The following is a 14,178-nucleotide window of genomic DNA, read 5'->3' on the forward strand; positions in this document are numbered from 1 at the left end:
CATAAAAAGGTGTTTATTTTGTGCAATAAGACACGTTTATCGAATTTAATTCGATAAAACTTAGCCACTATTGCTATCAATCAAAACAGTTTCAATGAATATCAATATTAGCTAGTTCAAAGCTAGAGCCGGTTGAGTATAGAACGTGATTTCAATCCTTTCTTTTTGACTGCTCAAAACTGCCCAAACTTCTGGCTCTTCCGCAACATCTGCATTCACCAATTGCCAACGCATTTCGATAGGATCAAAAATAGACCCAAGGTTGATAAACTGTACGAGGTGTTTATTTACCGTTCGAGAATCAAATTGCTGTAACTGTTCAGCGACTGAAAAATGTCGGCCACTTTTCGAGACTTTCATTAATTGAAAACCATCTTTACGCAAACTTAATTGTAGGTCGGTATAAGCACTCTGATTAAACTCTGTAATGAATTGAACTTGAGTCGCTAAGTTGTGTTGGTCTAAAAAAAATCGAACCTCAACGGGGGTTTTGTAGTACCAAACTTGCTCACTACAAAACACTTTATCATCCATTTTAATGCCACAATCATACAAATCAGCTTGATGCTTGAGCTTGTTAAGATCCCAAATGGGCTCTTGCGTCCTGAAAGGCTCTAAAAAACGCGATGCATTAGTTATTGAAGAGAGATTGTTTAAAGGGGCCGCATTGGCAACCGTATAGATTAAAGACGCTAAAACCATAACAAGAACGACTAGCGTTGAGTACAAACCTCTAATGTAAATCGCTTTACTCACTACGCTCGCTCCTACTACTTCCCACAAGATAATTGACCACTATCTTATCAAACATGCCTTTTGTGAATATCCCCCTTCATTGCATACGGTCTGCGCCCCCTAAATCCACTTTTGTGAAATGGAGCAAATATTAGGGCGTAGATGGTGAGAATGATGTGACGAATACACTTGGCATTTATGATTGATTTTTCATCACTTTTCTAAGGATTGAACGTGAAAAGAATCAAATCCGGCATGCTTCTGTCTGCGCTTTCTTCGGCACTAATGACTTCAGCACTAATGTCTTCAGAAGCAATGGCAAGCCCAAACATAACGGTATCCACCACGACAACAAGCCGAGGCTTTCCATTAAGTGATGAAGCACCTTTAGTCATCTCACTATCAAAAGAGAGCTACACCCTGACTGTGTCTGGTATCGATGGTGATTGTCAGTCGGTAGATGGCCAAAAGATTAAATTCAGTAAACCGATCGCTTTATCTTGCTCTGGTCCGTTAGCTTTGCCTCTAAAAATCCGCTTTAGCGGAGACTACGCTTTTCATTACGATTCAAAAAAACAGACTCTTTCATTTAATCGACAAGCGAAGGCTGGCAACAAACAAGCATTCAAGCGCCCTATTCCTAAACTACAGTGCGAAACAAACACGCTCACACACCACACAATAAAGCTCGAAGATAGTTTTGCTGACGGCACTCAGTTGCGTGAAGTCTTCACTCAACAAGTTGTTACGGTTCAGGATCAACAGGTCACGTTAAAAGCTTCAACTGAAAGTGGTGGGCTTATTTTACTTGAGCCCCTCTTATCTGAAACAAAGTCTCTTCCTTTCACTTATAAAAACGCCAATATCTATTTCGTTATGGTCGATCGCTTCAACAATGGCGAAACCGCCAATGACAACAGCTATGGCCGAAAGCATGACAACAAAGACGAAGTGGGTACTTTTCATGGTGGCGATCTAAAAGGCGTCATCGAAAAGCTTGATTACATCCAAAGCTTAGGAACAGACGCGATTTGGTTATCACCTATTGTTGAACAAATACATGGCTTTGTTGGCGGAGGAGATAGTGGCAGCTTTCCCTTTTACGCCTATCACGGATATTGGACACGCGACTTCACTAAAATTGACCAGAACTTCGGCCAAGAAGAGGATTTAAAAGCCTTAGTCGATGAAGCGCACAAGCGTGGGATGAAGGTCTTACTTGATGCTGTGATTAACCACTCAGGCTATGCCGCATTGGCCGATTTACAGTTTAATGGTATTGATGTTGTTAGCACCTCAAATATGCCGGATAGTTGGGCAGACTGGACACCAGAATCAGGCCAAAACTGGCACAGCTTTCATCAGCAGATCGACTACGATAGTCAAAACTGGGGCGAATGGTGGGGCAAAGATTGGGTGAGAGCAGGCTTACCGGGTTACACAAAACCCGGATCAAGTGATATCTCCATGACGCTTGCAGGCTTACCCGATTTTAGAACTGAGTCAAAAGAGTTTGTTACCCCACCTAAGTGGCTACTTGATAACCCCGGAACTCTCGTTGAACATCGAAACGACTACACCGTTAGTGACTACTTACTAGAATGGCAAACAAGTTGGGTCAAGCGATTTGGTGTTGATGGCTTCCGCGTTGATACCGTTAAGCATGTAGAAAGCGAGGTATGGAAAAGACTAAAACATAAAGCAACTCAAAGCCTAGAAGAGTGGCGAAAAGAGAACAATCGTACAGGTGAACCGTTTTGGATGATGGGTGAAGTTTGGGGACACTCCGCTTTTCGTACCCCCTACTTTGACGACGGCTTTGATGCATTGATCAACTTTGATATGCAGAAGAAATTGGATAAAGGCGCTGTCTGTTTTAGTCAGATGGCATCGACCTATCACGACTACTCTGAAAAGATGCAGCAAGCAGATGACTTTATTCCTGTCAGTTACATGTCATCACACGACACCGAACTATTTTTCAGCCGCTTCAAATCATTCGATATACAGCGAAATGCTGCAAACGCACTACTTCTCTCACCCGGTGCAGTACAAATTTACTACGGCGACGAAGTTGCACGAAAAATTGGCCCATACGCGGACGATTTTCACCAGGGCACCCGTTCCGATATGATTTGGCAGCTTGACTCTGATAGAGAGACGCTACTTGCCCACTGGCAAACGCTGGGACAGTTTCGTCAAAAACACCCCGCGATTGGCGCGGGAGTGCATAAAGAGATCGTTCAAGACAATGCCTATGTTTTCTCTCGCGAGCTAAATGGTGACAAAGTCGTGGTCGCATTTGTTGGCAACTCTAAATAAAAAAGTAGCGGTCTAATGCTATTGGGAACAACCTTAAGACGATTCGGGTTGTTCCTAATTCACTCTTGTATTAGAAGTAAAATAAAAGAGCCCTATAAATATGGAATTATTCCACCCGCTTTGCTTGCACTATTCATATCTAGTCTATAGTTAATCATTATAAGTTAATGAATATTGACGATAACTATGGCTAGTAAACCTGTATTTGTAATTGCAGCGGAAGTTGCTGCAGAGCTTAATCGCGGAATGCTCATTGCTAAACGCCTATTGCTTGTTGCAAGTAATGCACGAGCGTTAGCATTAAGAGCTGGTGAAAGTGCTGCCGGATTTCGCCCTATCACTGACTCTATTGACGATCTCGTTCGAGTCACGCTAGATACCTCGCAAACTATCAATGTGAAAGCACAAAACCTGAGTAAAATAGCAACCGCAGGTACTCGAGCCTCTTCAGCTGTTGACCGTTTTGACTTAGCATATTCTAAAAATCCTGACGCTAAATACCTTAGTACACTCGACCTAGCCAGAGAGAGTAATCAGTCTGAATATTCCGAAATCAGCCATCGCTTTTGCTCTGAAGCAAAAAGCCTGCATGACATGCTTCAAACCCTTTATGACGAACTAAGAATTGCTCAAATCATTTCTACTATGCTGAGTGTTGAAGCCTCTCAAGCTGATGAAAAATATCAAGCTCAACTCAATACCATTGCCGATAGTGTTACCGAACTTGCTGAGGCGATTCAAAAACACGTTCTGCAATCTCTTAAACTCTTTTCTCTTTTTGCTAGGGTGAACTATGCAATCAAAAGTACTATATGAAAATGGACAACACCGCTGGATAGTATTTGCGCGAGATCCAGAGAAACCAGAAAAAATTGTCGATACCAACCAATATATGATCGTTAATCGGGATCAAGCTATTCTTCTTGATCCCGGCGGTATTGAACTGTTCTCCGCGATGCTTGGTTGTGTTGTTAAAGAGGTACCAATAGAGCATATTGTTCACCTATTTGCCTCGCACCAAGATCCAGACATCATTTCGTCTCTTGGCTTGTGGGACAAGGCACTACCCTCGGCAACACTGCATACTCCTTGGTTGTGGGAATCGTTTATACGTCACTTTGGTATGGAATCCATCACATTTTCTGGTATTGCTGATAATGGTGGGAAGGTGCTTCTTTCAGGGCAAGAAATTCAATTTATACCAGCTCACTACATGCACTCTTCGGGTAACTTTTCTGTTTATGATCCTGAAGCAAAAATCCTGATGTCTGGGGATGTGGGCGCAGCCCTCGACAAACCCGATGCACCATTCTTTGTTGAAAACTTTAACGAACATATTCCTAAGATGGAGTACTTTCACAAGCGCTGGATGCCCTCAAATCGAGCCAAGCGCGATTGGATAGAGAGAGTCAGCAGATTAGATATCGATATGATGTGCCCTCAGCACGGCGGTATTTTCCGTGGTGATGACGTTAAGCGATTTCTAGACTGGTTAGACGCGTTAGATGTAGGCATCGCCATCAATTCTAACTAGACAAATCGAGAATGAATAAACATAAAAAATGGCTTCCATCTGGAAGCCATTTCTATTTTATAACCGTTAAAAGCGAATGCTTAAACCGTTTTATGCATCACGTCGAGCCTGTACTGCATCAGCCAGTTGGCGAAGTACTTTTTCCGTATCTGCCCAGCTAATACATGCATCGGTTAAAGACTGGCCGTAAGTCAGTTCTTTACCTTCAACGAGGTCTTGACGACCTTCAACTAGATGCGACTCAATCATCACACCAAAAATAGCATCCTCACCACCAGAAATCTGATTTGCGACATCTTCAGCAACAACCATTTGACGTTGGTACTGCTTAGAGCTATTTGCGTGGCTGAAATCAATCATCACTTTTTTCGGAAGACCTGAAGCTTCAAGCTCGTTCTTAATCGTTCCAACATGATCAGCACTGAAGTTTGGCTCTTTACCACCACGAAGGATGATATGGCAGTCAGGGTTACCTGTGGTTTCGATGATTGCTGAATGACCAAACTTAGTCACTGATAAGAAGTGGTGTGAAGCACTTGCAGAGCGAATAGCATCGGTTGCGATTTTGATGTTGCCATCAGTACCGTTTTTGAAACCAACTGGGCAAGAAAGGCCTGAAGATAGCTCACGGTGAACTTGAGATTCAGTCGTACGTGCACCAATTGCACCCCAACTGATAAGATCGGCCACATATTGTGGAGAGATCATATCTAGGAATTCACTTGCTGTTGGCATACCCATATCCGTAAGGTCCAAAAGCAACTTACGAGCGGTACGCAAACCATCGTTAATTTTGAATGTGTCGTTTAGGTACGGGTCGTTAATAAGACCTTTCCAGCCAACCGTTGTACGCGGCTTCTCAAAGTAAACACGCATAACCACTTCTAATCGGTCACCCAGTTCGTCGCGCAGCACTTTCAAGCGCTGACCATACTCAATTGCCGCTTTAGGGTCATGAATAGAACAAGGGCCAACGATGACCAATAGGCGATCATCTTTATCTTGCAATATATTTGAAATCGCTTCACGCGATTGGAACGTAGTTGAAGAGGCAGTTTCAGTTGCTGGAAATTTTTCTAACACTGCTACGGGTGGTAATAGTTCTTTTACTTTATTAATTCTTACATCATCAGTCTGAAACATTGCTTACTACTTCCTATATTATCTATCTCACGAGTACTTCTGTATTAAATCCGAAGCGTTTACTCGGTGAATCATTTCCTGTTCCCTGTAACTTATCGACTATGCACGACAACTGCAATCATTAATTTATCAAAAAGGCAATATTTGTAATATTTTTACATGAAGCGTAAAGTGTAAAATATTAATTACACCTGTCAGTGCCTATTTAATAGGCACTCACTCAAGGAAGGAATCGAAATAAAAGGGATATGACGAGGATTACTATCTGTTTTGATCAGAACTGTCAGTTTCTTACAGAAAAACCAACATAACATGATGATTATCGTAGCGTAAACCATTAAAACCAATAGTGATCACACAATAAAGCCGCGAACAAAATCATCAGATGATAGATTGAGAATTTGAATGTTTGCATCGCTTGCGCACTATTATCAGTAAACTTCAACTGCCAAGCTGAATGTATAAAACCTGCACTCAATACTAACGAGACCATCAGGTAAATCATACCGCTCATTCCGACTAAAACCGGTAACAGGCAAACAATAGCCAACAGAACCGTATAAAGTAATATCGATGTTTTGGTATATTCAACCCCATGTGTTACTGGCAACATGGGTATATCTGCACGTGCGTAATCATCTTTGCGATGGATTGCTAACGCCCAAAAGTGGGGAGGAGTCCAGATAAAGATGATCATCACAAGTAGCCAAGCATTGGCATGTAACTCACCAGTTATCGCCGTCCAACCTAGTAGTGGTGGCATGGCACCCGCAATACCAGCAATGACAATATTCTGCGGTGTTGCTCGTTTTAAATACAAGGTATAAACGACCGCATAGCCAATTAAGCTAGCAAATGTTAACCATGCAGTTAACTCATTGACCATTGCGTACAGTAGGGTAAATCCACTAACGCCTAAGGCAAGAGCAAACAGAAATACTCGCGAAGCATTAATCTCCCCAGATGGCAAGGGACGCTTATAAGTCCGTGCCATTATGGCATCAATACGTCGATCTATGAGGTGGTTAAACGCCGCAGCAGAACTTGCCATCAAACCGATACCAATCAGCCCAAACAACGTCGGTTGCCAAGGCAGTACACCATTTGTGGACAAGCACATGCCGACAACCGCCGTCAAAAGCATGAGCGCAATCACTTTAGGCTTAGTCAGTGCAAGGTATACCTTCCATTGAGAGCGATATGTCATGTCGTTTGGTATCGCTGACGACATCTCTAATTGTGATTTGATCATTGCGTGCTCTCCTTGCTTAAAGCAATTTCCTTATTGGGCTGCCAAAGTAAAAAATTGGCATGTAGTACAGTGATCAGCAATAGGGCTGCACCGAGGTTGTGGGCAACCGCTATACCAAGCGGTAAGTAAAATAAAACATTGCTGATACCTAGTGCTATCTGTAGCAACAAAGCAAAAATCAAACGCCAGCCAACTCCATTTAACTGGGATTCAAGACTCGAAATACATTGAAAAGCTAACACCGCTACCACAAATGTTGTAACAATCGCGCCTATGCGATGGGATATGTGTATCGTCATTCGCGCATCGTAATCGAGAACACCAAATTCATAATTGCTGTAACCTGCCTGAAGGAAATCAAACGCGACAGGAAAATTGAGTTGAGACATCCAGTCGCCTTCACAAATAGGTAAACTGCTACACATCAGTGCGGCGTAATTTGAGGATGTCCAACCTCCGAGCACAACTTGAAGTACAACAATAATGAAGGTCATTACCGCTAGGGTTCGTATTGATGAAGGTATAGAAAGGTGATCAATAGGTTCACGTTGATGGCTAAGTCGCCACGACATAATCGAAAGCCCCGCAAGGATAGTAAAACCCCCTAACAAATGCCCCATTACCACTATAGGGAGAAGTTTAAGAGTCACTGTCCACATACCAAGAAGCGCTTGAAAAACAGTCACTAAAGACAGTAAAACGGGCAGAGTCGGTTTCATCTTCTTTTGCTTAATGCACAAGGCGCTAACCGCAAAAATAAGCAGGCCTAGAGTTCCTGCCAAGTATCGATGAATCATTTCAAGCCAAGCTTTTTCAGGTTCCACGGCTCTTTCAGGAAATGCTGAGTTTGCATTAGGAATATCATCACCGCTAGGGACGATCAATTGCCCATAACAGCCCGGCCAATCTGGGCAGCCTAGGCCAGCATCCGATAGACGGGTATACACTCCCATCAAAATAACAAAGACGGATAATATTAGTGTTAACCTAACCAAACCAACTAGCTTCATATGCTCTCCCTGCCATACATTCTTGCTTAAGTTCCTATTCCTATTACCCTACTCGAGATAATTTCAGTAATTTCCTAAAGTCTGCAAGTAGCCCCTTGCTCTGGCTTACTAAATCATTTTCTTGTGCCGCTTTAGGGTATCGCATTACAAGCTGGCCTAAGGGATCAACAATGACGTATTCAAATCCTTGAATACGGTCTGCAAAAGCACTCGTTACTTCGATCATTTGATAATCAATATCTGAAACCACTTGAGGGTCGCTTCTTTCGGTAACCAAAACGACTGGCTCAACACGTGACTTATCTTTTCCTAAAGCAGCATAGCTTTGGCCCAATAAATGGAGCTGAGTTTGACAAAAAGAGTCACACACTTCTGGAATCATATACGCCAATTGCCAACTGTGCTCCTCTAGAGGATTGTCTACTCCGAGTAGCGTGAAAGTGGTCGATGGTTCAACCAACAACCCACGATTAGTCACACCCGGCTCGTACCAATTATTTGCCAAAATCAGCTTGGCACTGATCACTGGCATCGCAAATACAAAAATCAATGACAGCAATAAGATTCGGCCTCGCCAAACTGGGTTTTTCATATCATATCCTTATGATTTAACTCTTTAATTTTTAGCTTAGTCGGTTCTGGAGTATTTGCATTGTCTCTCACTGTTTTCATTGCTCGAACTAAGACATAGATACATAAAATGGCAAATACCACAGCCATAGAAAACCATTGAATGGCGTAGCCAAAGTGTTTTGCAGAATACATGGGAACGGGCTGCCAGGGCTGAGGGTAAGGCCAACTGACGTGCTGAGGTTGAAATACGAATGGAGCTAACTCAATACCAAGTTCTTGTGAGAGAGCAGGTAAGTTTAGATTTTGAATCCGTATCGGGCTCGTATCTTCGAGACCAAGCTCAGTACTTAATCGGTTGGTCGACTTTTGATATAAGCGTCCTGATAAGGTTTGAGGCGTATTTAGCCATTGAACAACAGGAAGTTGAGAACGCTGTTTTGAGCCAGCAATAAAGCCTCTTTCCAATAAAAAATACATCCCCTTGCTGTCAGACACAACTTGATAGGCAAGGTAGCCAACCGTTCCTTGATAGGTCTGGTTATCTAATACAAAAGTAACCTTATTTTCTAAAGGTGAAGTCGATATCTTTGTCGTTGTTACATCGCTTTTTAAAGGTAAGGGCTTAATATCCACCGTAACCTTCACACCTGTTAATGGCTGGTTCTGATAACGCCGGATAGCCAACGCCAAAGGGATAGGCTCTTGGTCTGCACGTTGGGATAAAGCGAGTTCTGTTTGTTGCTTTGCTTCCCCACGAGACAACTGCCAGAAACCCAATTTGACCAATAGAGAAAAAACAACCAAAGTTAACAATAAGCCAAACCAAAAACGTATTGATTTCAACAGTATGCATATAGGAGACAAAATGGCGTTGTTATTTAAAATCATGTTGATCCTGCTGTTGCTTTTTATCATTTTCAATCTAGCCAGCGCGCTGGTAAAAATGGTCAAAGAGCCTTCCGAAGACCAAGAGAATAAACGCTCAATGAGCTACTATCTTGGGCGTCGGGTGATGTTCTCCGCGCTGATTGTTATCCTTCTTCTGATTGCTCTTCTAAGTGGCTTTATCGAACCAAACATTCGCCCTTATTAACTCTTATCAGCCCTAATTAGATCTAATTAGCTATTCCGTCCCTTCCAAACTCTGTGTCTATAAAACATACACAAATATAAACAGACTCAACCAGACCACATCGACAAAGTGCCAATACCAACTTCCCGCTTGAAAGGCAAAATGGTCTTTCGGAGTAAAGTGATCTTTAGCAATTCGTGCTAAAAGCACAATTAAGAACATCGTACCAAGGAAAACGTGTAGACCATGGAACCCTGTTAATAAAAAGAAGGTATTACCATAGATCCCAGAAGAGAGCGTTAATCCCATCTCATGGTACGCATGGCTGTATTCCACCATCTGGTAATATAAGAAAAAGCCAGCGAGCACTATCGTTAACTCCAACCAGACGATCAGAGCCATACGCTTATTTGTTTCTAAGCTAATGTGAGCCATATGGAGAGTAATAGAAGAGAGCAGCAACAAAATTGTATTAATTAGGGGGATACCCTGCCAAGGCATCGCTTCCGTTTCAGTGCCACCCGGTGTCAGTTCTAAAGGCCAAAGCGCCTCAAATGCAGGCCATAGAACTTCGTGGGTCATCACATTATTGCCGGCGCCCCCAAGCCAAGGCACTGACAACATTCGAGCGTAAAAAAGAGAACCAAAGAATGCGCCAAAAAACATCACTTCGGAAAAAATAAACCAACTCATACCTTGACGAAATGAACGGGCGATTTGATCCGAATATAGACCTGACATCGATTCGGTCACCACGTTAGTAAACCATCCTGCCAATATCGTCAGGAGCACTAAAAAACCAATGACTAATATGACGTTGCCGAACACTCCGCCGGCACCTTCTGATTGCAAATTCTGGACAGTCAGGCCAGCGCCAACCGCCACCAGAAACAGTGCTAATGCAGCAAGAATAGGCCAACTACTGTGTGAAGGGACATAGTAATGTTGATGTTTAGAACTCATGGTTTGCTCCTTGCAATACTTGACGCACTATCCTGCATGGCCAAGGTTTCGCTGTCTGATTCAGTAGCGGTTTTGTCAGCTTCGGTAATGTTATATAAAGAGTAGGATAACGTTAGCGTATGAATTGAATCTGGGATCTCTGGTTCGATGTAGAAAATCAACGGCATCTCAGCCTCTGCATTGCCCGCTAAAGGTTGTTGATTGAAACAGAAACACTCAATCTTATTAAAGTATGTTGCCCCTTGCCCCGGAGAAACTGAGGGAACCGCCTGCCCAACTAATGAAAGATCAGACTTATTATGAGCAAAATAGGCCGTTTGGATAACTTGTCCTGGGTGAACATCCATCACCCTTTTTTCCGGTGTAAACGTCCAAGGCATGCCCTTATTGATATGCGCCATAAACTCAACTCGAACCGTTCTCGAGGTATCTGGCATCATCCCTTTAGGCTGTACTGCCGAAACTGTGTTCGTCTTGCCGTTAATACCTAAGGCATCACACATAATGTCGTATATAGGCACTAACGCAAACCCAAAGCCGAACATCGCAACGGTAGCCGCCAACAGTTTCAACGTCAGTTTCTTGTGTGGCCGTTTCTTACTCAGACCCGGCTCATTAGGCTGATTTGGCTGGTTCTCAGAGGCCATATCGATATGCTCCGTTAATCAACTTTCGGGGGCGTTGAAAATGTATGATGAGGAGCAGGACTTGGCACTGTCCACTCAAGACCATCAGCACGCTCCCATGGTTTATCAGGTGCAGCTTCTCCTCCTCGGATGCATTTCACCACCACCCATACGAATATCAACTGAGACAGCCCGAATATAAAGCCACCAATTGACACTATTTGGTTTACATCAGCAAACTGAATGGCGTAGTCAGGGATACGTCTTGGCATACCCGCTAACCCTAAAAAGTGCATAGGGAAGAATAGAATATTGACCGATATAACCGAGCACCAAAAATGGAGTTGCCCCAGCTTTTCGTCGTACATATGCCCTGTCCATTTAGGAAGCCAGTAATAGGCGGCAGCCATAATGGAGAAGATCGCACCAGACACCAGTACATAGTGGAAATGCGCTACAACAAAATAGGTATCGTGATATTGGAAATCCGCAGGTGCAATCGCGAGCATCAGCCCAGAGAAACCACCAATGGTAAACAACACAATAAAGGCAATAGAGAACAGCATCGGCGTTTCAAACGTTAATGCCCCCTGCCACATAGTCGCGACCCAGTTAAAGACTTTGACCCCTGTGGGGACCGCTATCAACATGGTGCAATACATAAAGAAGAGTTCGGCGAAGACGGGCATTCCAGTGGTGAACATATGGTGTGCCCATACAAGAAATGATAACAACGCGATACTACAGGTGGCGTACACCATTGAATGGTAACCGAACAGTTTCTTACCACTGAAAGCGGGCAAAATCGCCGAAACCACACCAAAGGACGGTAAAATCATAATGTACACTTCGGGGTGCCCAAAGAACCAGAATATGTGTTGGAACATCACAGGGTCTCCCCCACCCGCCGCATCAAAGAAGCTGGTTCCAAAATACTTATCGGTCAAAATCATCGTGACTGCGCCCGCGAGTACGGGCATCACCGCTATTAATAGGAAAGCAGTAATTAACCACGTCCAAACAAACAGTGGCATTTTGAACCATGTCATTCCTGGCGCTCGCATGTTCACTATGGTTACGATCACGTTGATCGCTCCCATGATCGAGCTAATACCCATAATGTGTACCGAGAAGACAAACAGAGCTGTACTGTCTGGACCGTAAGTAGTCGAAAGAGGCGCGTAGAAAGTCCAGCCAAAGTTCGGCCCACCACCTTCAGTGAACAGTGAAGCAATCAATATCAAGAACGCAAAAGGTAGAATCCAAAAGCTGAGATTGTTCATTCTAGGCAAGGCCATATCTGGCGCGCCTATCATTAGAGGAATCATCCAGTTTGCCAACCCGGTAAAGGCTGGCATGACCGCACCAAACACCATAATCAAGCCATGAACGGTTGTCATCTGATTAAAGAAGTCAGGTTCTACGAGTTGCAGGCCCGGTTGAAATAGCTCAGCACGAATGACCATCGCCATTGCACCGCCAGTAAAAAACATAATCAAGCTAAACCACAGGTAAAGTGTCCCTATGTCTTTATGATTGGTTGAGTAAAGCCAACGTCCAATTCCGGTGGGTGCGTGATGGTCATCATGATCCGAGTCATGAGCGCTGCCATGACCGCTGCCTAGGTCAGCTTCTGACGCATGAGCTGATTTTACTTCACTCTCTATAGACTTTTTCATTGCGCTGCTTCCTTAGACTCATTCGACTGAGATGCCTTTTCCTTAAATGCATTAATATCTGAAGCTTGGATCGTGTCACCCGTATCATTGCCCCATGCATTCCGTTGATAGGTAACAACCGCTGCAATTTCTTGCTCCGTTAACTGATTTGCAAAGGCCTGCATCGCGGTTCCTGTTCGACCGTTAATGACGATATCTAAATGAACATCTAGATCACCCAAGGCGACTTTACTTCCTTTGATCGCAGGGAATGCTCCAGTAACGCCCAAGCCACTTGCTTGGTGACAAACAGCGCATCGTTCGCCATACACTTTTTCACCTTGCTGCATCAAATCATCCATAGAAAGGTTCGCAGTAAGTGCTGCTTCAGCCTCTTTTTTCGCTTCCGCTAATTCCGCTTTCTTACCTGCTAACCATGCTTCATATTTATCTTCTTCCATGGCATGAACCACGATTGGCATAAAGCCATGAGCACGACCACAAAGTTCTGCACACTGACCTCTGTAAACACCGGGTTTATCAATTTTGGTCCACGCCTCATTAATAAAGCCCGGAACAGTGTCTTTCTTCACCGCAAAATCAGGCACCCACCATGAGTGGATGACATCATCTGAGGTTAATAAGAAACGAATCTTCCGATTGATAGGAACAACAAGAGGGTTATCAACTTCTAGTAGATAGTGCGCACCTTTTTCTTCGATGCCTTCAATTTCCTTTGAAGAGGTAGCAAGAAGGCTAAAGAATTCAACGTCTTCACCAAAGTAGCTGTAATGCCATTTCCACTGTGAACCTGTAACTTTTACCGTGAGATCTGACTGAGAGGTATCTTCCATTGCGATCAATGTTTTGGTTGCAGGTATCGCCATAGCAACCAAAATGATGATGGGTATCACCGTCCAAATAATTTCGACTTTTGTGCTTTCATGAAAATGGGCAGCAACAGCCCCCTTAGATTTACGGTGGTTGATGATGGAATAGAACATCACACCAAAGACAACGACCGCAATAGCGCAACAAATGTAAAAAATCAGCATGTGTAAGTCATAGACTTTCTGACTGATTTCAGTAACCCCTTGGGTCATATTCATTGATGATTTAGCTAGAACATTCGATGTCATGGTAGAAAGCAGTATCACACCACTCAATTGCCAACTCGTGGCCGATAGTCTTCTCAAAAGATCTCTCCTGTACCCAAACACCGTAACCTTGTTGGCTGCAACCTTGGTGCTCAATCTAAATTAGCCTTCACTAATTCACCTATTGATCTGG

General features: G+C 43.5%; 14 protein-coding genes. 4 read left to right on the forward strand and 10 right to left on the reverse strand.

Annotated features, from left to right (window positions below; all coding sequences use genetic code 11):
- Positions 1-111: 111 nt before the first annotated feature.
- Positions 112-756 carry a hypothetical protein gene (locus tag L4D20_RS17745; protein ID WP_428802924.1) on the reverse strand — a complete coding sequence of 215 codons (645 nt, stop codon included), beginning with the start codon at positions 754-756 and terminating at the stop codon, positions 112-114.
- A 234-nt stretch (positions 757-990) separates the two neighbouring features.
- Here L4D20_RS17745 and L4D20_RS17750 point away from each other — a divergent pair, with 234 nt between their 5' ends.
- The 3 genes from L4D20_RS17750 (at position 991) to L4D20_RS17760 (ending at position 4,591) form a co-directional block, all read left to right on the forward strand.
- On the forward strand, positions 991-3,057 hold the full coding sequence (locus L4D20_RS17750) for an alpha-amylase (RefSeq protein ID WP_428803142.1): 2,067 nt from the start codon (positions 991-993) through the stop codon (positions 3,055-3,057).
- Positions 3,058-3,243: 186 nt separating this feature from the next.
- Positions 3,244-3,873, forward strand: coding sequence for a chemotaxis protein (locus L4D20_RS17755; protein WP_428802925.1), 630 nt, complete (start codon positions 3,244-3,246; stop codon positions 3,871-3,873).
- A complete protein-coding gene (locus L4D20_RS17760) occupies positions 3,851-4,591 on the forward strand; it encodes an oxygen-binding di-iron domain-containing protein (RefSeq protein WP_428802926.1) in 741 nt (246 codons plus the stop codon). Before L4D20_RS17755 ends, L4D20_RS17760 begins: the two co-directional genes overlap by 23 nt.
- Before the next feature lie 90 nt (positions 4,592-4,681).
- Here the strand turns inward: L4D20_RS17760 and aroG are convergent, their stop codons facing one another.
- The 5 genes from aroG to L4D20_RS17785 form a co-directional block, all read right to left on the reverse strand.
- Positions 4,682-5,734, reverse strand: coding sequence for a 3-deoxy-7-phosphoheptulonate synthase AroG (gene aroG / locus L4D20_RS17765; protein ID WP_428802927.1), 1,053 nt, complete (start codon positions 5,732-5,734; stop codon positions 4,682-4,684).
- A gap of 337 nt (positions 5,735-6,071) precedes the next feature.
- Entirely contained in the window at positions 6,072-6,965 is an 894-nt protein-coding gene (gene cyoE, locus L4D20_RS17770; protein ID WP_428803143.1) for a heme o synthase, read from the reverse strand.
- A gap of 17 nt (positions 6,966-6,982) precedes the next feature.
- Complete coding sequence (locus L4D20_RS17775; protein WP_428802928.1) at positions 6,983-7,996, reverse strand: COX15/CtaA family protein; 1,014 nt, start codon at positions 7,994-7,996, stop codon at positions 6,983-6,985.
- Between the two features lie 43 nt (positions 7,997-8,039).
- A complete protein-coding gene (locus tag L4D20_RS17780; protein WP_428802929.1) occupies positions 8,040-8,588 on the reverse strand; it encodes a hypothetical protein in 549 nt (182 codons plus the stop codon).
- Complete coding sequence (locus tag L4D20_RS17785) at positions 8,585-9,457, reverse strand: SURF1 family protein (RefSeq protein WP_428802930.1); 873 nt, start codon at positions 9,455-9,457, stop codon at positions 8,585-8,587. The genes L4D20_RS17780 and L4D20_RS17785 overlap by 4 nt, the downstream gene beginning before the upstream one ends.
- Here L4D20_RS17785 and L4D20_RS17790 point away from each other — a divergent pair.
- Positions 9,435-9,662, forward strand: coding sequence for a DUF2909 family protein (locus L4D20_RS17790; RefSeq protein ID WP_428802931.1), 228 nt, complete (start codon positions 9,435-9,437; stop codon positions 9,660-9,662). The two genes, L4D20_RS17785 and L4D20_RS17790, sit on opposite strands and share 23 nt — an antisense overlap.
- A 57-nt stretch (positions 9,663-9,719) precedes the next feature.
- Here L4D20_RS17790 and L4D20_RS17795 read toward each other — a convergent pair whose 3' ends face one another.
- The 4 genes from L4D20_RS17795 to coxB are packed head-to-tail and all read right to left on the reverse strand — an operon-like array spanning position 9,720 to position 14,027.
- The gene (locus L4D20_RS17795; RefSeq protein WP_428802932.1) at positions 9,720-10,604 is read right to left on the reverse strand and encodes a cytochrome c oxidase subunit 3; all 885 of its coding nucleotides are present in this window, start codon (positions 10,602-10,604) and stop codon (positions 9,720-9,722) included.
- Entirely contained in the window at positions 10,601-11,251 is a 651-nt protein-coding gene (locus L4D20_RS17800) for a cytochrome c oxidase assembly protein (RefSeq protein WP_428802933.1), read from the reverse strand. Before L4D20_RS17800 ends, L4D20_RS17795 begins: the two co-directional genes overlap by 4 nt.
- A gap of 14 nt (positions 11,252-11,265) precedes the next feature.
- Positions 11,266-12,909 carry a cytochrome c oxidase subunit I gene (gene ctaD / locus L4D20_RS17805; protein ID WP_428802934.1) on the reverse strand — a complete coding sequence of 548 codons (1,644 nt, stop codon included), beginning with the start codon at positions 12,907-12,909 and terminating at the stop codon, positions 11,266-11,268.
- A complete protein-coding gene (coxB, locus tag L4D20_RS17810; RefSeq protein ID WP_428803144.1) occupies positions 12,906-14,027 on the reverse strand; it encodes a cytochrome c oxidase subunit II in 1,122 nt (373 codons plus the stop codon). The genes ctaD and coxB overlap by 4 nt, the downstream gene beginning before the upstream one ends.
- Between the last annotated feature and the right edge of the window lie 151 nt (positions 14,028-14,178).

The sequence above is a fragment of the Vibrio kyushuensis genome (assembly GCF_050337325.1).
Taxonomy (GTDB): domain Bacteria; phylum Pseudomonadota; class Gammaproteobacteria; order Enterobacterales; family Vibrionaceae; genus Vibrio; species Vibrio kyushuensis.

What these genes read in the sequence shown, in the direction of transcription:
- cyoE (WP_428803143.1), bottom strand. Translation starts at nt 6,965, where the DNA reads ATGTCGTCAGCGATACCAAACGACATGACATATCGCTCTCAATGGAAG.
- coxB (WP_428803144.1), bottom strand. Translation starts at nt 14,027, where the DNA reads ATGACATCGAATGTTCTAGCTAAATCATCAATGAATATGACCCAAGGG.
- L4D20_RS17755 (WP_428802925.1), top strand. Translation starts at nt 3,244, where the DNA reads ATGGCTAGTAAACCTGTATTTGTAATTGCAGCGGAAGTTGCTGCAGAG.
- L4D20_RS17800 (WP_428802933.1), bottom strand. Translation starts at nt 11,251, where the DNA reads ATGGCCTCTGAGAACCAGCCAAATCAGCCTAATGAGCCGGGTCTGAGT.
- L4D20_RS17775 (WP_428802928.1), bottom strand. Translation starts at nt 7,996, where the DNA reads ATGAAGCTAGTTGGTTTGGTTAGGTTAACACTAATATTATCCGTCTTT.
- L4D20_RS17750 (WP_428803142.1), top strand. Translation starts at nt 991, where the DNA reads ATGCTTCTGTCTGCGCTTTCTTCGGCACTAATGACTTCAGCACTAATG.
- L4D20_RS17795 (WP_428802932.1), bottom strand. Translation starts at nt 10,604, where the DNA reads ATGAGTTCTAAACATCAACATTACTATGTCCCTTCACACAGTAGTTGG.
- ctaD (WP_428802934.1), bottom strand. Translation starts at nt 12,909, where the DNA reads ATGAAAAAGTCTATAGAGAGTGAAGTAAAATCAGCTCATGCGTCAGAA.
- L4D20_RS17760 (WP_428802926.1), top strand. Translation starts at nt 3,851, where the DNA reads ATGCAATCAAAAGTACTATATGAAAATGGACAACACCGCTGGATAGTA.
- L4D20_RS17785 (WP_428802930.1), bottom strand. Translation starts at nt 9,457, where the DNA reads ATGATTTTAAATAACAACGCCATTTTGTCTCCTATATGCATACTGTTG.
- L4D20_RS17780 (WP_428802929.1), bottom strand. Translation starts at nt 8,588, where the DNA reads ATGAAAAACCCAGTTTGGCGAGGCCGAATCTTATTGCTGTCATTGATT.
- L4D20_RS17790 (WP_428802931.1), top strand. Translation starts at nt 9,435, where the DNA reads ATGGCGTTGTTATTTAAAATCATGTTGATCCTGCTGTTGCTTTTTATC.
- aroG (WP_428802927.1), bottom strand. Translation starts at nt 5,734, where the DNA reads ATGTTTCAGACTGATGATGTAAGAATTAATAAAGTAAAAGAACTATTA.